This is a genomic window from Pantoea sp. alder81, assembly GCF_020179835.1.
In the GTDB taxonomy this organism is placed as follows: domain Bacteria; phylum Pseudomonadota; class Gammaproteobacteria; order Enterobacterales; family Enterobacteriaceae; genus Pantoea.
In genome coordinates this window covers 19,213-34,208 of record NZ_JAIUDA010000009.1, presented here as the reverse complement: position 1 = coordinate 34,208, position 14,996 = coordinate 19,213, and the positions used below count along the sequence as shown (strand labels likewise).

Below are 14,996 nucleotides of genomic sequence, written 5' to 3'. Positions count from 1 at the left end.
TCAAGTGGTGCTGTCGGTGGGCTTGCGGTAGAGCGGTATCCATACGCATGATTGCTTTCTGACTTCCTCAATCACGGAGTTTTTAAGCATTGCGCCGGTGGTTTGATGAATCCACGCGATTGGCTGTGTGAATGGTTTACGCAGTGTAAGCAACTCCGTAATTGCACTGGCAGCGTCGCCCATAAGGCGGTGGTTTTCAGCATCAAAAACGGCATCGTAATCTTGCTGCCAGCATTCAAGGTCATGCTGAATCTTTCTTAGGCGCTCATCGCTAATCATCGCTGCCACCTTTAGCTGCATCGGTGCGAAGTTGGCTGGCGAAATCCTCAGCCTGTTTTGTGGTTCCGTTCCAGCCGCCATTGCGACTTGAAATCCATGCTTCAATGCCTTCAGCGCGAATCTCATTGACCATGGCATCAGTAGCTGGGGTTTTTACATCCATATTTAGAGGGTAGTCAGCATCGATCTCTTCAAGGATGAATTCTCCCAACCGCTTGCGACTCTCTTTCATTGTCACGTTCTCCGCCACCACCAACTCCAGCTTCGAGCGCGACTCACGGGAATCATCACGCATAGCCAGCATCAGTGCTTCACTGGCTTCCAGCTTTTGCTGCAAGTCTGCAATCTGCATATCACGCCAGCCGAGTTCAGCGGCGATATCTCCCTTGCCGTGCAATTTCTCTCCTGTCATAGCCATAACGTGGCGCATGTAATAACCGCCCGCCTCATCCAGTGCCATCGCATCGCGCTCAGCATATTGCTTGCTCATACTTTCCCCTTATTCGCCAACCGGCCACAGGCCAGCCCGCTCATTGCATACGCGCACCACTTCAGCGCATTGCTCAACATTGAACATGCCGATGTGGCAATCTTTGAATGGCAAATTTAGGCGCTTGCTCAGCCACTCATATGCACCTCTTCTGCTCTTGCTCCCTGACTTCCATATCGGGTCGAACACTGCGTGTGCAGCGCTCTTGGCCTTGCGTAGTTCAGCATTGGCAAGCCTCCCAAGTGGCACAGCATTAGAGCGTTTATGGCAACCAACCCAGGCTGAACATGGCGAGCATTTCCAGAACTGAAGCCCGAACAAATCCGGACGATGCGGGTACATTTCCTTTCCGCTGACAAGCACGGCATCCTTTCCGCAGTAATCGCAAATAACTGCCATGTTCACTCCTGTCGTGTCGCACCAAAGCGACCTCGTATCGTGTTCGTAAAGTCGCGCCAGTCTTCCAGCGGCTCGGTGACGTAAATAACTGGCAGCAACGGTCGGCGTGATATAGCGTCATTCCATTTAAACTCCAACCGCCCAATGTAGAGCGAAGCCCTTCGCTCAGGTGTCAGCAGTTGAGGGTGATCCTTTCCCTCTTTGCTTGCTGATAAGGCCGCCATGACACCTTCCAGCACTTCCTTTTGGCGGCGCGCTCTCTCGCTGTCAGCTGAATTCAGGCGTGCGAAATACGCCGGTTGTACCGGTGATGAAGTCATGGTGGTGGCCTTATTGGTTGGTTAAATCAGAATGGGATGTCGTCGTCAAAGTCCATAGGCGGCTCGTTATTCGCCTGTGGAGTAGATTGCCCACCCTGTCGCTGCTGCTGCGATTGCTGCTGTCGGTTTCCCGTTCCACCTTCCTGTTTTCCACCCAGCATCTGCATGGTGCCGCCAACATTGACGACAACCTCAGTGGTGTATTTCTCCTGCCCACTTTGGTCTTGCCACTTGCGAGTTTTTAGCTGTCCTTCGATGTAAACCTGAGAGCCTTTACGCAGATACTCACCAGCGACTTCAGCCAGCTTTCCAAACAGCACCACGCGGTGCCATTCAGTTATCTCTTTCTTCTGTCCGCTGGCCTTATCGGTCCAACTCTCCGACGTTGCCAGAGTGATATTTGTGACCGCACCACCGTTGTTCGGCATATAGCGAACTTCTGGATTCTGCCCCAAATTCCCAACAAGGATGACTTTGTTTACTCCACGACTAGCCATTACGCTGCCTCACTTTTGTTATCAAAATCTGATTTGCGCAGGTCGTATATTTCCTTAGCCTTCGCCTGATATTCACTGCCGCGCAGCGTGCGCCATGCTTCCTCAAACAGTGCCTTCAACGATTCCATGTCCGCTGCGGTATGCGCCGCCTCAGTAAATACCTTCAGCGATTCTTCCAGTGGGTTTGCTCCTGACTCCAACCAGTTAAGCAATTGCTTTCCTGTCTCTTCACCGAGCACCACCGGATCTGCGTTACTGAATAGCTTCGTCCTGTCTTTGCTGGCGATCGCATGGTGCGTCTCATGCCCGATATCGAGAACGGTAGTGAATTCATATTCGACGCCGTCACGCTGCTCTGATTTCATGCCAAGCTTCGCCACTTTCTTGCGTCCATTCTCTTCAACCTGTGCTGTTTCTGTCTTGCTTCGCATGGTGGCGATGATGTGCATTGGAGAACGAAGAATTGCGTCCAGGAACAGGCGATGACGCGGGTTAATTTCACTCCACGCCGACCAGGAGTTGCCGCGAAATTTCGCTTTGGCAATCGTGTCTACTAACTCCAGGCAACCGCCTACGCCGCTCCACTCATGCGTGATACTGTCCAGAACCAGCGTGTCATAACCAGCTTGTTCAGCCGCGATAATTGCTTCAATGAATCGCTCAGGTGCGAATGGTGGCTCTAACTCCAGAACGTCAAAATCAGCAACGTCAGAATAGAGAGAGGCGCTACCTTTCTCGGTATCGAGCACCGCAATCCTCCCGCCAATCCCTTTGGCTACCAGCAATGCGCTGTAGGTTTTCCCTGAACCACTCGGCCCGGTAAGTGCCAGCCGTAGCTTGGCTTTCTTTCTCATGGCTTTTTCAAATTTCATCTCACACCTCAGTGTTAGTTATGGGCGCACCATTGGATGCGGTCTTGTTGTTGCTCCGTGCGGAAGTCTGCAATCGCATCCTTTGCGGCTTGCTCGTAAGTCATAGGGGCAGCCAGTTCACCAAGCATTCCCTGCACAAAATCTTTCCAGATGGCTTCTTCTTCGCTCATGCTGCTGCCTTTGAATGAAGGATTGTGATGTGACGGCGCGTGTCTGCTGCCATCTGATTAAGGTGCGCCGCTGATTCGCGATCGCCATTACTGCGACTCTCTTTTGCCAGCACCAGGTAATGCCGGTGCCATGAAATCAGAGCGGTGCGTGATTGCGGGAACTTCATTGGGTAGCCCTCCGTAAAAGCTGCATTGCCATAGCCCACTTCGCTTTGTCGCCGAAGAGATGGGCCTCTCGTGAAAGCTCCTGAGCCTTCGTGAAGTAGCGATTTTTCATGGGTTACCTGGCTGATTCAGAGTGTCCATAATTGAGCGCCAGCCTTTCTTAACGCTGGTGCGGATGCGACCGATAACTCGGTCGAGTTGTGACTCGTTTAACTGAGCAGCGCCCATGCTGACGCCGCCCGCGATGGAATAGCTCATCATGGGTATTGCTCCTGAAAGTGGTTGATTGGTGTTGGAAAAAGAACGGCACTATTGCGGTGCCGATAAGGGATGATACTTTCTGGTTCTGGAAGCCCTCTAAGGCGGTGGTGACTAGCACCGAAATGCCCTCAGCGAAGGCATTGCGCTGCTATTCGTGACTCTCTACTACCTCAACATCAACGCTGAAGCCGGAATAAGACCTCGCATTGTCCAGGTCTTCCAGAACATTGCGCAGTAAGTCCTGTTCGCCTACTTCCATTTCTTCCAGCTCTTCTTGCGTTACCTGCACTAAAATCTTCATCTCACCCTCCTATCAGGTGTTACTGGCACGAGCCGCGAGCATTGCGTCGGCCATGCAGTAATAGACCTCCGCGCGCTTTTTGATTAACTCAATATCAATATCGTTGCCCACCCTGTCGGATTGGCATGCCCAATCGCCTTGCATCGCCTTCGCTGCCAGATAATCGCGCAGTGTCATACCTCCACCGCCCATGCGGTCGCTTTCAAAAATGTCACCATCGCCATCTGTAGCACCACTTTGTGGAAATGCAGGACCACCAGTTGCCTTAAATCCATCCGCACCTTTCAATAATTCACTCATCACTCACTCCCTCATGTCCGGCATTACCGAACTACTGACAAAAAGAAACCCGCTCGGGGCGGGCTAGATGTTGCGGAGCCAGATGCAATAAGGTCCGTCTTCAGTGTCGTGAATCGACCCTATAAACCATCCGTCACCATCAGGTTTTGTCGGTTCCCAAAGCGACACGTCTGCGTCATAATCGCCATCTGCGTACTTCTCGGCGAACTCTTGCTGATTGTGGTCGCATTCAAGAGAGAGCGTGTACGACTCAAGCCCATTACTCTCTAACCACTTTTCAAATTCCCCAAACACACCGAACTCATTACCGTTCGCTGGCTCAAAGTATTTCGGGTGTGTCCAGAACCCCAATTCATCACGCTGAACTTCAATTGCTTGCATACTCACCTCTATAAGTTCTGCTGCGTCCACGCCGTTAACACGGCACCTTACTCAGCAATTAGCCCGCTCAAAACACGCTCAGTCACCTGCTTGGCCTCCAGCAACTTCTCAAGCCTCAAATTGACATTGGTACGCTGAATGGTCAGAGCTTCCATCAGAAACTCCTGGTCAGCATACGAGCGGTATTCGCTGTTATTTGAGGCTGTAATGACAAGGGGCAGCTTATATTTACCTGCTACCTCAATAAGCTCATTAACCTTGTAAATCGCCCGTTCCGTTTCCTGAATCTCATTCAGAAGCTCTTTGATTTCCATGTGATTTCCTAAAATAAATTGATTAACAAGTCGTCGTACTCAGCCAACCAAACACCATAATCACTACAATGACCAGCCAGACTATGGCGTTATCTGTGTTGCTCATGGGTGGCTCCAGAATGAAAAAGGCTGCGGGTTAGGCAGCCTTGATTGTGAAATCGTCTTCGTCGAACACGCCTTCAACATCAATGTTCGTTATTTTGATGCCGTGCGAGCCGTCCATTGGCGGCCAACCTTCCTGACCATTACCATCATCCCAATCGAATAAACTGACCGCGCCGTGAGTGTTGTAGCCAAGCTCATACACCATCGGCATAACATGCCGTGCCAGCATGATTAAAACTGCATTCAGTAGGCCATGGCGCTCTTCACGCCATTCGTGATTGCTCCAGAATTCATTGATGTCGCGTAGCCAGGCATCGTTAACAATGTCATGGTCAATCTCGACAGTTAACTCGGCCTTCCAGTCATAATCTAAGGTGTACGTTTTGATATTGCTCATGCTCAACCTCTCGCCGTTACGATGTCTTTTGATTTGCGATAGCCACGACGACTATTGCGATTTGCTTGCTGCCACGACTCGGCGTCATCCAGCGCAGAATCACCATCGAACACCTGACTTTTCGGATCGTTCTTGGCGATTACTTTCGGGCGCTTTTCATCCATGGCCTGAAATATCCAACTGGTTGGCGTCTCTTCAATGATTTTTCCGCCGATAAGCCAGCCGTTTGATTTGGCGTGTATTGCCACGTTGACCTCACTTAGTGATATGCACCGCGCCCTTGCGGACAGTTCGATAGCCAGCGGCAAAAATCGCGATTTCCGGTAAGCACATCCCATCCTGCACTTCACCGCCGATGTACTTCGCCGCACCCGCCAGAATCTGCTTGTGATACTCCGTCTCGGTGTCTACTGCGCGATTAACGCTTGGTGTCACCTGTCGCTTGCACTGCAGCAAAACGCGATTTGGAGTAGGGCGGTGCATTACTTCTGAACTGTTGCTGACTTCGCTCTGGAGGCCTGCACGGCGTTCCCGGCGACGACCAGCAGCTGAACCAGTGAATTGAGTTCTGCGTGTCATAGATACCTCCTGAGTGAATTTTGGTGATTGGATGTCCGAAGATGTTCTTCGACTTTGCCGTATTTTCACCCCCTGTCGTCGCCTAGGTGAGCTGTTACCTCACCTACCAGCTGTTAGGGGGACTACCGACATTCATCCAATCCCAAAACTCACGCTTTGGTACTAATTGGCTTTTCAGCCACGTAGGTGATCCGTCACCGTTGTTAAAAGAGCTTGCTATCCGTTTCGTTGCTAGCCAGCGTCCTGCTGATGAGATGTAATTTAGCGTTATGCTAAATGCATGGCAATAGCAAAATGCTAAATAATTTCCGGCATGAGTTTAGCAGAATGATTTAGAAGGTTTTTTATTTTTGGATGGGCACATAAAACGCCCGTTCAGTGGCGGTTGTGATACTCTGGATTGAGCAAAAAACATACAGGTGACCTATGGATATCGACGAAGAGCGCGCAATGATGATCACCAACGCTGTAGGCATAGCGGTTCTGGAGCTACGTTTCCGGGATGAACTTGTTACTGAGTACACAATATCAGAGAAGCTGGAGGAGATGCGCCAGCTGGAAACAAACGTGATCGGGAAGGGAGTGTGCCGGGATGCTGCGGAGCTGGTCAGGTCGGGTAGATCGAAGGCATGAAAAACCCGGCGCGGTGGCCGGGTTAGATTGGGATGAAATCCCTGAATCAGTCAAACATTAAAACTGGCAGGTTAATTTTTTCATGTCCAGCAAGCTTCAATGTGGCAATTGCAAATGCCCGAAGGTATGGATAAAGAAGCTGGGCCGATCCAACCGTGGATATAGCTTCCTTTGCTTCCTCCAGATCCATATCCTCTTCAAAATTAACTATTGCCATCTGGCAAGCTTTAAAAATGAATTTCTTGTCTTTATGTAACTCAATAGAAAGGGACAAACGAAAGTCTTTTTTATTCTTGTCGGTATAGTAAACATTTGAAGTTGCATTCATGAAGAACTGCTGACCAGTCTTGGTTGGTTCCTCAGTTGGTGTAAGCTCAAAACTGTCAACCCAGAAATTTTCCAGATTAAACTTTTGCTTGCTAATCAATGGACACTCTCCAAAACGTCGGCTTGAGCAGTCATTGCCTCACCACTTCCAGACCAGGTGAACACCGAATGTTGAACGATCTTTGCCTCAACCTCAATCACCACTGGCTTCACTCCAGCTAAATTGCAAAGTTCTGAAAATACTTGTGGGAATCTGGCTGCCATCCTGATTATTTTGTCCATCGCTTCAGACTGAGAAACATCGTCATTCTCGTATTTAGTAAAAGCGTTTGGGCCACCGCCGAATACTAATGATGCCTGGTCTTGCGTAATACCCAAAGATGTCCTTATGGCAAGAACTTCTCTACCCGTTAGCAAGCCATCAACTTCTTTTTTGAACTCGTTCATGATTCTTTTATTGGCCTTGAGCTCTGTAGCGCCAGCCTGCTCAACGTGGCAATGGTCACAGACGCAGTAATTGGCAGTTACATGCTTTGTCACGCCTTTGTAAACAACCTCATCCATTTCACTCTTTCTGGATAGTTTGCCTACGCCACAGATAGGGCATAAGTTATTATTTTTCATATTCTTACTCCTATTCTATGATGTGTGATAAGAGACCGTAATCACTACGTTACCTGCATTCCCAATGCAAAACTTGATGTAAAAATGACAATCCATTTCTTTGTTTGCAGCTTCAATCCAGCACCTTTCAACCCATTTATATGAGTCACAAGCAGCCCATGTATCAGGCGAGCTTAGTTCACACCATTCCGATTGATGGAACCTTCCATTTTTAACGGCGTGCTCAATTATATCCTTAAGATCATCAGCGTCCTTCGATAGATACCTCAAATCCTTCTGGCATCTTCTTGTGCCAACGACAATTTTTGCAGAATTAATGACATTCAGGATGTCATTTGCATACAAAGGACCACTTGATATCTTGCAGCTTGATCCAGTGAACCCGGCATTGTATCGACTAACTATAGTTACCATTATGGTAAGTTCACCGTGTCTGTGTCAACTTCAATGATTTCACCCAAACGTCTCTTCCGGCCTCTATCCAGCCGTAATAGCAAGCACAGCATTCACAAAGCCAGCAGCCAGCAGGACAAAGCCTGGGATCATGTAGTTTTTGTCGCGCTTCTTACGTGCAAGGATGAACATTGCAAACGCTACGCAAAACATCGGTATTGCTATCTTCGTATAAACTGACATGCCATCTCCTTAGCTAAACGTCTCTTCCGGCCACTGAGCCTTAAATCAGGCTCCCACGCTGCTCAATTGCCACGCCAATGATTTTGCAGTTGCCATTGACCTCGATCCTTTCCTGCTGCGGATTGAGTGGCTGCAAATACTTCTTGCCTATGCCTGAATCGATAACGAGCTTTTTGAAGGTGGCCTCATTTGCATCAGTGAGTTTTGCCACCACCAGGCTTCCGTTTTTTGGCTCTCTACCGGTATCGACCAGAATCATCATCCCTTCAGGGATGCTTTGACCATAGGGCGAGGTCATGGAATCACCCTTAACGCGAAGCCAGAAAGCATCCCCTTCGACATGAGCATTAGACTCATAGCGCTCAAGGATCTCGCTTAGCGTGTATGGCTCTATGGCTTCACACCAAGCTCCAGCACTAACCCAACTGATGAGAGGGTAGCTTGCGCCGCGCTTGAAGGGCTGAGGGCTGGCTACGTTGGCATCAATTGATTCGGCTGTGTGTAATGAGTCTAACCATCCATTAGGTAAACCCAGCGACGCCTCTATCTTGCGCGCCATCTTATCGCCGACATTCCTTACGCTTTTTTCGCCCAGCAACTGGCTGAATTGGGACGCGCTAATACCCAAAAGCTCAGCAAAACTGGCCTTTGTATTACCACTGGTAGCCAGATGCTTTTCCAGCATTTGCTCCAGATTTGCTTTGCGAATGTCTTTATTTTCCATCCACTGATTCTCACATCATTTAGCAATACGATAAATATGCAAAATGCTAAATGATGCTTGCTTGTCATTTAGCATAACGCTAAACTAAATTCGTTATTTTAAGGAGGCACCAATGGGTAACGAATTACTCCGCTGGCGCAAAGAGGCAACCAATGATGATTGGGTTCGCCTTGCAGCTCTGGCCAAAACGTCCGTTGGCTACCTCGATCAGATTGCATACGGATTCCGCCGCGCATCACCGGGCAAAGCATCCGCAATCGAGGAAGCCAGTAAGCACTTCTCCGGTTATGTACCGGTCAACAAAGAAAACCTGGTGTTCGCACCGCAGCGAGCATCAGCAGCCTAAGCAACACCGCTCTCTAACAACGGACTTCCTGTCCTACGTCGCTGAAAAGCGAAATCCAATTAAACAAACACATCAAACGTGGCATCTGCTTCGGCTTTGTCACGTCTATCAACGTCTAAAAGGAATTATCGAATATGGAACACGCAAGAAACAGCAAGTTAATCAACGAAGTGGAAACAGAACTTCGCTCCCGTCTTACGCATAAAGGCCAGCGCGTTCTGGCTGACGAAGCCGGATGGCATGAATCGAAGGTAAGCCGCTTAAACCTGCGCGATATGGCAACGGTTTTCGTGCTGCTGGAGAAGGTGTGGGAAACGAGCCTAATTGCAGAAGTTGCCCGACAAGCGGTGGCAGCTGCGTTGGGAAAAGAAAAGGCTTCTTGCGCTGGAACGCTCGAAGCCTGATGCGAAATGACTGGATCAAATCACAGGAGTAAGTATGCACTTAGGAGCAATTGAAAAGCAACCCAACATGCTTGAAACCATGGAGATCCCTGCGGAATTCAGAATGGCAGGTTGGGTGTATGTTCTAAGCAATCAGTTTATGCCTGGCATATACAAAATCGGCATGACCACAACAAGCCCGACCACGCGAGCAAAAGAATTATCTTCGGCTACTGGCGTTCCTGCGCCATTCAAAATTGAAGCTGCATTCCATTGCGATGACCCCGCAGGATCGGAAGCCTCAATCCACCAAGCGTTAGCTGAACTTAGGGTTAACGAATCCCGCGAATTTTTCCAAGAGGATTTGGAAGAAATAATTTGTGAGGCAGATGCGCATTGTCAGGCAGCTACTAACGCACTTGTTGAGGAGATGGCTGATACATACGACATCATCAGTTTTGAAAGCCTTAACAACCTCAACTTGCCTGACCTTTTCGAAGACATCGGAATCTCTGTTTTTGGCGATCGTCTAGCAGTTGCTGAAAGGCTGATGAGGCTTGGGGTAGAAATGTTGAAGCATCAGTTGTTTGACCACGGGTGCGCTCTGGTACTTCACGACAGCAAAGCTTACGGGATTGAAACTTCAAACCACGCCCACTTTCGCCGAGCTAGTGGGGAGCGAGAAGCCCAACAAAAAGAACTGATAGCAGCTGGTATTTACGGACCACAGCTACCACCAGTTGATGAGCCAATACCTTTCTAATCTGGACTTATTATGAGCATGAATTTGATGGCTAAAGCCATGGGCATCAGAGTTGGCAATCCACTGAGGAAGCTCGTACTGATTAAGCTGGCTGATAACGCCAACGACAAAGGTGAATGCTGGCCTTCTTACCAGCATATTGCTGACCAGTGCGAGATCGGACGGTCAACAGTAAAAAACCATATCAGGGCATTAGAAGATATGGGAATGCTGCGAAGGGAATTCCGCAGAAACGGTGAGTTAAACCAATCAAACCTGTTTTATCTCACCCTTGATAACCCTGTAAGAAATCGAATTGAGAGCGTCAATTCGGATGATGTCCCCGGTCAGGATATGCCCGAGGGGGTGGGTCAGGAGGTGACCGGGGGTGGGGCACCAGATGACCGAGGGGGTGGGGCACCAGATGACCCCATAACCAGTCACTCTTTTGAACCAGTCATAGAACCTAAAGAAACACCAGTCGCTACCGCTCCTCGCCCTGTTGAATTCGAAGAATCCCGATATGCGTTTGAAGGCAATGTCGTGAAGCTCAATCACGATCACTTCTCGTCTTGGAGCAAGCTGTACAAAAACATCGACCTCAAATACGAACTGGAAAAACTGGACATCGAGTTCTCTCATGAGAAGCCGAAAAACTGGTTTATCACTGCCAGCCAAAAACTCAGTTATCAGAACAAACATGCGCGCCCAATGCAGCAGGCCGTGAATGCACCTGCCCAGCACTGGAACAGCCGCGATGCTTGGGAGAATGAATTCCTATGAGAAACCTCGTAACAGCAATTCAGAATCGTGATGCTGGCGCTCTGGCTCGCATCGCTGGTGATGGTCCACAACCTGTCGATCGCGGCGTGCATGAAGACGTTGAGCGCCTGGTCGACGCGCTGTTCAGCAACCTTAAGCAAGTCTTCCCGGCATCGGTCAGTACTGCATGGAAGCGCCCCGAGGACGAAGCAGCAGCCAAGCGCCAGTGGATCGCCGCTTTCGCAGAGAACGGCATTCACAATCGCCAGCAACTTTCAGCCGGTATGCGTGAAGCGCGTGCCAGCGGTTCGCCTTTCCTGCCGTCACCTGGTGAGTTCATCGCATGGTGCAAGAAGGGCTCATTTATCGCTGCTGGGCTGCCAGACGAAGACACGCTGTATTCGCTTGTGATGACCTACTGCGCCAAGCGTGGCGGTTACGTTACGGCAGAAGACTATCCGTGGGGCAGCAACGCCGAATACTGGATGGTCACCGGCCTGTACAGCATGATGCGCGCAAATAACCTGAGTGAACCCGAGCTGCGCGTGAAATGCCGTTCCGAGCTGCGCAAGATGTCACAGCGCATCGAAGCTGGCGAAGAAATCCCGGAGCCGCGCAAGCAGCTACTGAAGCTCTCCATCCCGTCAACCACCGAGAAGGCATTAGAAGGTGTTGCGCTTCTCCGCGCCACCATTAAGCGAGGCAAATCATGACCAAGGGATAAGTATTAGCAGCAGGCTCTTATGGCGAAGTGTGCACGAGAGTTTATCGACATGGTGGCGATTACTACCATAGGGACGATTTTTGACGACAGAGTGCAATGCAGTTGGGATGTAAACCAAATGGGTAACTTAAGTAATAATTAGAATGGTCTGATATTTTATTACATCAGTGTTTCTCGGATTCAGTATTTAAAAAGAAATATTGTCTTAAGGTGTTAACTGATTATTTTTTATTGTTAGCAATCAGCAGCATAAATGCCGCCAGGGTAAAATTATCTTTAATTAACCCCTCTTTAATCATACCAATAATTTCTTCGAGTGAGTGGAAATTACAACAAATCACACCTTCTTCTTTTTGAGGGGTGAGGGAACTTACATCATTAACTTCACAAATTATTGCTTGGATTTTGTCCGATATTAACCCTGAGTCAGTTGAAAGCCTCCCTAGTACATAACTATTGGAGGATTCTAGGTTTAGCTCTTCTTTGAGTTCTCTTTCTCCCCCTATCAAATGGGTTTCTCCAGGCTCAATGAATCCCCGAGGGAACTCATACAAAACCTCACCATTTCTTGAATGTTGAATAATTGCGTATTTATTTTGATAAACAGGTATTATTACAACCCCACCATTTTTTTGAAGGAGCTTGAGGTAACCCAGTTCATCGACCGAGACTGATAGCATGCTGTTTTCGAAAATAACCTTATTCAAAATTGACAATCCAAGTTGGTTGGTTAGCAGAATGGCGTATAATCTTTCGTGTATTATAAAGATAGTATAAGACATACGTACAATAGACCAATACCTTGACGGAGGCAGTCAAAAAATCATTGTTAACCTTCAATAGTGCAAAAATCTCTTTGACAAGTATAGCAGTCGGAAATCCTGAGATTAGAATCATACAAAATATGACTCTATTCTCAATACCTTTTAACATCCCTTCAAAACTCATGTTGCTATATCTTTGGTTCTGTTTTTGGAAGAAATTTCTTATGCTTTGGTTAACGTCGCATAAATCAAGTTTATCCCTTGCAAGTATTTTGTTAAGTGCTAGGGCCGAGTCGGTGTATTGCATTTGCCATGATCGCAACCCAGAGAGGGTTCTTATTGTCATCCCTCCAATCATACATATAACTAAATTTAAAAATATAGCTGAATATTGGCTGGATATCATTTTACTGAAGGAAGTATATGAACCAATGTAAAACGATAAGATAACAAGATAGAAAGCGATGGTTTGATCTCTTTTAGAAGACTGCTCTTTTATGTGTTCATTACATCTTTCATAAACTGACATCAGAAAATCTTTTGATACTGACATTGGAGCTCCTGAAATGTATCTTAAAATGAATTCTCATAAAGTTATTAGTTCTATAGCGCAACGATTAAATGTATTTCATAACCTTAAGTTAGGCAATTACGAATCATATCAGTAATGCTATGAAGATACCAAAAGAGGGCGTTAGACTTCATAAGGCAAACTTCAGCGCTATCGGAAAACAGCTTCAACCTCTGCTCGAATCCGGCGAATGCTACCGTCTTACCCTCAAGCCATGGAAAGAAAAACGCAGCCTATCGCAGAACAGCCTGGCCCATATGTGGTTTGGCGAAATCAGTGAATACCTCATTAAATCCGGACGCAGCGACGCCACACCTGACTGGGTAAAGCGCAACCTCAAGCGAACTTACCTTGGCTGCGAAGAAATCACCTACACCGACTTCGTTACCGGCGAAAAGGTCACCAACTACGAACCACGCCACACATCCAGCCTCGATACCGGAGATATGCATTTCTTCCTGACTCAGGTTGAGCAGTGGTGCGCGCAATTCGGACTGGCGCTGACCATTCCACACGATAGCGAATATCAAAAACTCAAGGACAAACAAAATGCCTAAACGCCACTGGCGCAGAGAGGAAATAGAAATCCTCTGCAACGAATATCCATCAACCCCGACAGCCTTACTCGCCGACCTGCTTGGCAAGAGCCAGATGTCCATCAATGCAAAAGCAACATTCCTCGGACTGAAAAAAACGCCAGCATTGATTTCACAAATCAGGCACCACGCAACTGATAGCAGGAGAAGGGCCAGATGAAATCAACATGGTTCTCACACGAGCCTGTAGACACAGCCACTGCCAACGAGATCATTTCCCGCTACAAATCTCGCAACATCCAAACCCGAAAGACATTAGCAACCGATCCCCGCTTATGGCTGGTCAGCGCGCTGCTGCCTGAAGGTAATTATCCACCCCGGAGAGACCACACCTATGAGCAGAAATGCTGGTCATGAACGCTGCCACCGCTGCCACACCACCCTCACCAGTGAAGACAAGCATTGGTATGGAGTCGCATGTGAGTCCTGTGAAACCGACCTCAAGTGGGAAGAGTATGAGCAACACAACCCCATCAAATCAGCCCACTGGCGCTGGCGAGCAATCTGCTTTGGTCTGCGTGTTCTGTGGCATTACCCTGGCCGATGCAGAGACTTACTGTTGCGAAAGTTGCGTCGAAGAAATATGGGCGTCAGATCCGAACGGACTAATGGGAGTGGACGATGAGTAAATTACGTAAAGAAGCGCGGGGCAGGGAATGCCAGGTCAGGTTAGTCGGTATCTGCAACGGCAATCCTGAAACAACAGTTCTCGCGCATTACCGTATGCCTGGTATTTGTGGCACCGGAATGAAGCCTGATGACCTGTTCGGCGCATGGGCTTGTTCAGCATGCCATGACGAGATTGATCGCCGCACGCGTCACTGTGAAATAACCGAGACACGACTCGCTCACCTCGAGGGCGTAATCAGGACGCAGAGCGCACTACTTGAAGAGGGCAAGCTAAAGCGATGAACGAATACAGGATAACGCTACCCTGGCCGCCAGGAAATAATCACCTTTTCTCAGTCTTCCGCGGTCGAAAGATAAAAAGCAAAAAGGGAAGGGAATACACCTCAGCAGTAACTCAGCAAATCACCGAATCAAATCAGCAATACCAACTGGCCGGCAGGCTCAAAGTAAAAATTCTCGCTTATCCACCTACACGCGCCCGGCGTGACCTCGACAACCTATTCAAAGCTCCCCTCGACTCACTCACCCATGCAGGCGTCATAGCTGACGACAGCCTCATTGATGACGTGCGTATGGTGCGCTGCGAAGTGGTGAAAGGCGGCAGGCTGGAAATCATCATCACTGAGATGGAGCAGGCAGCATGATTGAATCCCTGAAAAAGAAATGGTTCCGGCTAAGGATTATGCGGGTGCCTGGCATGTATG

Annotated in this window: 32 protein-coding genes; 11 read left to right on the top strand and 21 right to left on the bottom strand. The window is 48.5% G+C overall.

Features of this window, described 5'->3' with window-relative positions; translation table 11 throughout:
* The 15 genes from LBW88_RS20980 to LBW88_RS20910 all read right to left on the bottom strand — a co-directional run bounded on the left by LBW88_RS20980 (window position 1) and on the right by LBW88_RS20910 (window position 5,830).
* Window positions 1–279, bottom strand: a complete 279-nt coding sequence (locus LBW88_RS20980; RefSeq protein ID WP_224934082.1) for a hypothetical protein — start codon at window positions 277–279, stop codon at window positions 1–3.
* Window positions 272–769 carry a hypothetical protein gene (locus LBW88_RS20975; protein WP_224934081.1) on the bottom strand — a complete coding sequence of 166 codons (498 nt, stop codon included), beginning with the start codon at window positions 767–769 and terminating at the stop codon, window positions 272–274. Before LBW88_RS20975 ends, LBW88_RS20980 begins: the two co-directional genes overlap by 8 nt.
* 9 nt (window positions 770–778) lie before the next feature.
* Complete coding sequence (locus LBW88_RS20970; RefSeq protein WP_224934080.1) at window positions 779–1,168, bottom strand: zinc-finger-containing protein; 390 nt, start codon at window positions 1,166–1,168, stop codon at window positions 779–781.
* Between the two features lie 2 nt (window positions 1,169–1,170).
* Window positions 1,171–1,488, bottom strand: coding sequence for a hypothetical protein (locus tag LBW88_RS20965; RefSeq protein ID WP_224934079.1), 318 nt, complete (start codon window positions 1,486–1,488; stop codon window positions 1,171–1,173).
* A gap of 26 nt (window positions 1,489–1,514) precedes the next feature.
* On the bottom strand, window positions 1,515–1,985 hold the full coding sequence (locus LBW88_RS20960) for a single-stranded DNA-binding protein (protein ID WP_224934078.1): 471 nt from the start codon (window positions 1,983–1,985) through the stop codon (window positions 1,515–1,517).
* Window positions 1,985–2,857: an ATP-binding protein gene (locus tag LBW88_RS20955; protein ID WP_224934077.1), complete on the bottom strand. Its 873-nt coding sequence runs from the start codon at window positions 2,855–2,857 to the stop codon at window positions 1,985–1,987. Before LBW88_RS20955 ends, LBW88_RS20960 begins: the two co-directional genes overlap by 1 nt.
* Before the next feature lie 14 nt (window positions 2,858–2,871).
* Window positions 2,872–3,027: a hypothetical protein gene (locus LBW88_RS20950; protein WP_224934076.1), complete on the bottom strand. Its 156-nt coding sequence runs from the start codon at window positions 3,025–3,027 to the stop codon at window positions 2,872–2,874.
* Window positions 3,028–3,300: 273 nt separating this feature from the next.
* Window positions 3,301–3,453, bottom strand: coding sequence for a protease FtsH-inhibitory lysogeny factor CIII (locus tag LBW88_RS20945; RefSeq protein WP_414004105.1), 153 nt, complete (start codon window positions 3,451–3,453; stop codon window positions 3,301–3,303).
* Between the two features lie 148 nt (window positions 3,454–3,601).
* Window positions 3,602–3,754, bottom strand: coding sequence for a hypothetical protein (locus tag LBW88_RS20940; RefSeq protein ID WP_224934075.1), 153 nt, complete (start codon window positions 3,752–3,754; stop codon window positions 3,602–3,604).
* 12 nt (window positions 3,755–3,766) lie between these two features.
* The gene (locus LBW88_RS20935; RefSeq protein WP_224934074.1) at window positions 3,767–4,054 is read right to left on the bottom strand and encodes a hypothetical protein; all 288 of its coding nucleotides are present in this window, start codon (window positions 4,052–4,054) and stop codon (window positions 3,767–3,769) included.
* Window positions 4,055–4,117: 63 nt separating this feature from the next.
* Window positions 4,118–4,435, bottom strand: a complete 318-nt coding sequence (locus LBW88_RS20930; protein ID WP_224934073.1) for a hypothetical protein — start codon at window positions 4,433–4,435, stop codon at window positions 4,118–4,120.
* Window positions 4,436–4,482: 47 nt separating this feature from the next.
* Window positions 4,483–4,749 carry a hypothetical protein gene (locus tag LBW88_RS20925; protein WP_224934072.1) on the bottom strand — a complete coding sequence of 89 codons (267 nt, stop codon included), beginning with the start codon at window positions 4,747–4,749 and terminating at the stop codon, window positions 4,483–4,485.
* 136 nt (window positions 4,750–4,885) lie between these two features.
* A complete protein-coding gene (locus tag LBW88_RS20920; RefSeq protein ID WP_224934071.1) occupies window positions 4,886–5,251 on the bottom strand; it encodes a DUF2528 family protein in 366 nt (121 codons plus the stop codon).
* A 2-nt stretch (window positions 5,252–5,253) separates the two neighbouring features.
* Window positions 5,254–5,499, bottom strand: coding sequence for a hypothetical protein (locus LBW88_RS20915; protein WP_224934070.1), 246 nt, complete (start codon window positions 5,497–5,499; stop codon window positions 5,254–5,256).
* 7 nt (window positions 5,500–5,506) lie between these two features.
* Complete coding sequence (locus LBW88_RS20910) at window positions 5,507–5,830, bottom strand: antitermination protein N (RefSeq protein WP_224934069.1); 324 nt, start codon at window positions 5,828–5,830, stop codon at window positions 5,507–5,509.
* 426 nt (window positions 5,831–6,256) lie between these two features.
* Between LBW88_RS20910 and LBW88_RS20905 the strand changes: the two genes are divergently transcribed.
* A complete protein-coding gene (locus LBW88_RS20905) occupies window positions 6,257–6,463 on the top strand; it encodes a hypothetical protein (protein WP_224934068.1) in 207 nt (68 codons plus the stop codon).
* A 46-nt stretch (window positions 6,464–6,509) separates the two neighbouring features.
* Here LBW88_RS20905 and LBW88_RS20900 read toward each other — a convergent pair whose 3' ends face one another.
* The 4 genes from LBW88_RS20900 to LBW88_RS20885 form a co-directional block, all read right to left on the bottom strand.
* Complete coding sequence (locus tag LBW88_RS20900; protein ID WP_224934067.1) at window positions 6,510–6,890, bottom strand: hypothetical protein; 381 nt, start codon at window positions 6,888–6,890, stop codon at window positions 6,510–6,512.
* Window positions 6,887–7,414 carry a type II toxin-antitoxin system MqsA family antitoxin gene (locus LBW88_RS20895; protein WP_224934066.1) on the bottom strand — a complete coding sequence of 176 codons (528 nt, stop codon included), beginning with the start codon at window positions 7,412–7,414 and terminating at the stop codon, window positions 6,887–6,889. Before LBW88_RS20895 ends, LBW88_RS20900 begins: the two co-directional genes overlap by 4 nt.
* Window positions 7,415–7,891: 477 nt before the next feature.
* Entirely contained in the window at window positions 7,892–8,050 is a 159-nt protein-coding gene (locus LBW88_RS20890; RefSeq protein ID WP_224934065.1) for a hypothetical protein, read from the bottom strand.
* A 40-nt stretch (window positions 8,051–8,090) separates the two neighbouring features.
* Window positions 8,091–8,774, bottom strand: a complete 684-nt coding sequence (locus tag LBW88_RS20885; protein ID WP_224934064.1) for a LexA family protein — start codon at window positions 8,772–8,774, stop codon at window positions 8,091–8,093.
* A 112-nt stretch (window positions 8,775–8,886) separates the two neighbouring features.
* Between LBW88_RS20885 and LBW88_RS20880 the strand changes: the two genes are divergently transcribed.
* The 5 genes from LBW88_RS20880 (at window position 8,887) to LBW88_RS20860 (ending at window position 11,720) form a co-directional block, all read left to right on the top strand.
* On the top strand, window positions 8,887–9,120 hold the full coding sequence (locus LBW88_RS20880; RefSeq protein WP_100700138.1) for a transcriptional regulator: 234 nt from the start codon (window positions 8,887–8,889) through the stop codon (window positions 9,118–9,120).
* A 134-nt stretch (window positions 9,121–9,254) separates the two neighbouring features.
* Window positions 9,255–9,524, top strand: a complete 270-nt coding sequence (locus tag LBW88_RS20875) for a CII family transcriptional regulator (RefSeq protein WP_224934063.1) — start codon at window positions 9,255–9,257, stop codon at window positions 9,522–9,524.
* A 34-nt stretch (window positions 9,525–9,558) separates the two neighbouring features.
* On the top strand, window positions 9,559–10,266 hold the full coding sequence (locus LBW88_RS20870; RefSeq protein WP_224934062.1) for a GIY-YIG nuclease family protein: 708 nt from the start codon (window positions 9,559–9,561) through the stop codon (window positions 10,264–10,266).
* A 12-nt stretch (window positions 10,267–10,278) separates the two neighbouring features.
* Window positions 10,279–11,028 carry a helix-turn-helix domain-containing protein gene (locus LBW88_RS20865; protein ID WP_224934061.1) on the top strand — a complete coding sequence of 250 codons (750 nt, stop codon included), beginning with the start codon at window positions 10,279–10,281 and terminating at the stop codon, window positions 11,026–11,028.
* Window positions 11,025–11,720 carry a replication protein P gene (locus LBW88_RS20860; protein ID WP_224934060.1) on the top strand — a complete coding sequence of 232 codons (696 nt, stop codon included), beginning with the start codon at window positions 11,025–11,027 and terminating at the stop codon, window positions 11,718–11,720. The genes LBW88_RS20865 and LBW88_RS20860 overlap by 4 nt, the downstream gene beginning before the upstream one ends.
* Window positions 11,721–11,952: 232 nt before the next feature.
* Here LBW88_RS20860 and LBW88_RS20855 read toward each other — a convergent pair whose 3' ends face one another.
* Together LBW88_RS20855 and LBW88_RS20850 are read right to left on the bottom strand one after the other, a co-directional pair.
* Window positions 11,953–12,438, bottom strand: coding sequence for an NUDIX hydrolase (locus LBW88_RS20855; protein WP_224934059.1), 486 nt, complete (start codon window positions 12,436–12,438; stop codon window positions 11,953–11,955).
* Entirely contained in the window at window positions 12,431–13,048 is a 618-nt protein-coding gene (locus tag LBW88_RS20850) for a hypothetical protein (protein WP_224934058.1), read from the bottom strand. Before LBW88_RS20850 ends, LBW88_RS20855 begins: the two co-directional genes overlap by 8 nt.
* A 119-nt stretch (window positions 13,049–13,167) precedes the next feature.
* Between LBW88_RS20850 and LBW88_RS20845 the strand changes: the two genes are divergently transcribed.
* The 5 genes from LBW88_RS20845 (at window position 13,168) to LBW88_RS20825 (ending at window position 14,936) form a co-directional block, all read left to right on the top strand.
* The gene (locus LBW88_RS20845; RefSeq protein ID WP_224934057.1) at window positions 13,168–13,623 is read left to right on the top strand and encodes a YbcN family protein; all 456 of its coding nucleotides are present in this window, start codon (window positions 13,168–13,170) and stop codon (window positions 13,621–13,623) included.
* Window positions 13,616–13,822 carry a hypothetical protein gene (locus LBW88_RS20840; protein ID WP_224934056.1) on the top strand — a complete coding sequence of 69 codons (207 nt, stop codon included), beginning with the start codon at window positions 13,616–13,618 and terminating at the stop codon, window positions 13,820–13,822. The genes LBW88_RS20845 and LBW88_RS20840 overlap by 8 nt, the downstream gene beginning before the upstream one ends.
* 184 nt (window positions 13,823–14,006) lie before the next feature.
* Entirely contained in the window at window positions 14,007–14,291 is a 285-nt protein-coding gene (locus LBW88_RS26655; protein ID WP_414004104.1) for a protein NinF, read from the top strand.
* Complete coding sequence (locus LBW88_RS20830) at window positions 14,284–14,574, top strand: DUF1364 domain-containing protein (protein WP_224934054.1); 291 nt, start codon at window positions 14,284–14,286, stop codon at window positions 14,572–14,574. The genes LBW88_RS26655 and LBW88_RS20830 overlap by 8 nt, the downstream gene beginning before the upstream one ends.
* On the top strand, window positions 14,571–14,936 hold the full coding sequence (locus LBW88_RS20825; protein WP_224934053.1) for a RusA family crossover junction endodeoxyribonuclease: 366 nt from the start codon (window positions 14,571–14,573) through the stop codon (window positions 14,934–14,936). The genes LBW88_RS20830 and LBW88_RS20825 overlap by 4 nt, the downstream gene beginning before the upstream one ends.
* The last annotated feature ends 60 nt before the right edge of the window (window positions 14,937–14,996 follow it).

Excerpts from the sequence above, each read along its gene's own strand:
- LBW88_RS20980 (WP_224934082.1), bottom strand. The coding sequence starts at position 279 with ATGATTAGCGATGAGCGCCTAAGAAAGATTCAGCATGACCTTGAATGC.
- LBW88_RS20975 (WP_224934081.1), bottom strand. The coding sequence starts at position 769 with ATGAGCAAGCAATATGCTGAGCGCGATGCGATGGCACTGGATGAGGCG.
- LBW88_RS20970 (WP_224934080.1), bottom strand. The coding sequence starts at position 1,168 with ATGGCAGTTATTTGCGATTACTGCGGAAAGGATGCCGTGCTTGTCAGC.
- LBW88_RS20965 (WP_224934079.1), bottom strand. The coding sequence starts at position 1,488 with ATGACTTCATCACCGGTACAACCGGCGTATTTCGCACGCCTGAATTCA.
- LBW88_RS20960 (WP_224934078.1), bottom strand. The coding sequence starts at position 1,985 with ATGGCTAGTCGTGGAGTAAACAAAGTCATCCTTGTTGGGAATTTGGGG.
- LBW88_RS20955 (WP_224934077.1), bottom strand. The coding sequence starts at position 2,857 with ATGAAATTTGAAAAAGCCATGAGAAAGAAAGCCAAGCTACGGCTGGCA.
- LBW88_RS20950 (WP_224934076.1), bottom strand. The coding sequence starts at position 3,027 with ATGAGCGAAGAAGAAGCCATCTGGAAAGATTTTGTGCAGGGAATGCTT.
- LBW88_RS20945 (WP_414004105.1), bottom strand. The coding sequence starts at position 3,453 with ATGATGAGCTATTCCATCGCGGGCGGCGTCAGCATGGGCGCTGCTCAG.
- LBW88_RS20940 (WP_224934075.1), bottom strand. The coding sequence starts at position 3,754 with ATGAAGATTTTAGTGCAGGTAACGCAAGAAGAGCTGGAAGAAATGGAA.
- LBW88_RS20935 (WP_224934074.1), bottom strand. The coding sequence starts at position 4,054 with ATGAGTGAATTATTGAAAGGTGCGGATGGATTTAAGGCAACTGGTGGT.
- LBW88_RS20930 (WP_224934073.1), bottom strand. The coding sequence starts at position 4,435 with ATGCAAGCAATTGAAGTTCAGCGTGATGAATTGGGGTTCTGGACACAC.
- LBW88_RS20925 (WP_224934072.1), bottom strand. The coding sequence starts at position 4,749 with ATGGAAATCAAAGAGCTTCTGAATGAGATTCAGGAAACGGAACGGGCG.
- LBW88_RS20920 (WP_224934071.1), bottom strand. The coding sequence starts at position 5,251 with ATGAGCAATATCAAAACGTACACCTTAGATTATGACTGGAAGGCCGAG.
- LBW88_RS20910 (WP_224934069.1), bottom strand. The coding sequence starts at position 5,830 with ATGACACGCAGAACTCAATTCACTGGTTCAGCTGCTGGTCGTCGCCGG.
- LBW88_RS20905 (WP_224934068.1), top strand. The coding sequence starts at position 6,257 with ATGGATATCGACGAAGAGCGCGCAATGATGATCACCAACGCTGTAGGC.
- LBW88_RS20895 (WP_224934066.1), bottom strand. The coding sequence starts at position 7,414 with ATGAAAAATAATAACTTATGCCCTATCTGTGGCGTAGGCAAACTATCC.
- LBW88_RS20890 (WP_224934065.1), bottom strand. The coding sequence starts at position 8,050 with ATGTCAGTTTATACGAAGATAGCAATACCGATGTTTTGCGTAGCGTTT.
- LBW88_RS20885 (WP_224934064.1), bottom strand. The coding sequence starts at position 8,774 with ATGGAAAATAAAGACATTCGCAAAGCAAATCTGGAGCAAATGCTGGAA.
- LBW88_RS20880 (WP_100700138.1), top strand. The coding sequence starts at position 8,887 with ATGGGTAACGAATTACTCCGCTGGCGCAAAGAGGCAACCAATGATGAT.
- LBW88_RS20875 (WP_224934063.1), top strand. The coding sequence starts at position 9,255 with ATGGAACACGCAAGAAACAGCAAGTTAATCAACGAAGTGGAAACAGAA.
- LBW88_RS20870 (WP_224934062.1), top strand. The coding sequence starts at position 9,559 with ATGCACTTAGGAGCAATTGAAAAGCAACCCAACATGCTTGAAACCATG.
- LBW88_RS20865 (WP_224934061.1), top strand. The coding sequence starts at position 10,279 with ATGAGCATGAATTTGATGGCTAAAGCCATGGGCATCAGAGTTGGCAAT.
- LBW88_RS20860 (WP_224934060.1), top strand. The coding sequence starts at position 11,025 with ATGAGAAACCTCGTAACAGCAATTCAGAATCGTGATGCTGGCGCTCTG.
- LBW88_RS20850 (WP_224934058.1), bottom strand. The coding sequence starts at position 13,048 with ATGTCAGTATCAAAAGATTTTCTGATGTCAGTTTATGAAAGATGTAAT.
- LBW88_RS20845 (WP_224934057.1), top strand. The coding sequence starts at position 13,168 with ATGAAGATACCAAAAGAGGGCGTTAGACTTCATAAGGCAAACTTCAGC.
- LBW88_RS20840 (WP_224934056.1), top strand. The coding sequence starts at position 13,616 with ATGCCTAAACGCCACTGGCGCAGAGAGGAAATAGAAATCCTCTGCAAC.
- LBW88_RS26655 (WP_414004104.1), top strand. The coding sequence starts at position 14,007 with ATGCTGGTCATGAACGCTGCCACCGCTGCCACACCACCCTCACCAGTG.
- LBW88_RS20830 (WP_224934054.1), top strand. The coding sequence starts at position 14,284 with ATGAGTAAATTACGTAAAGAAGCGCGGGGCAGGGAATGCCAGGTCAGG.
- LBW88_RS20825 (WP_224934053.1), top strand. The coding sequence starts at position 14,571 with ATGAACGAATACAGGATAACGCTACCCTGGCCGCCAGGAAATAATCAC.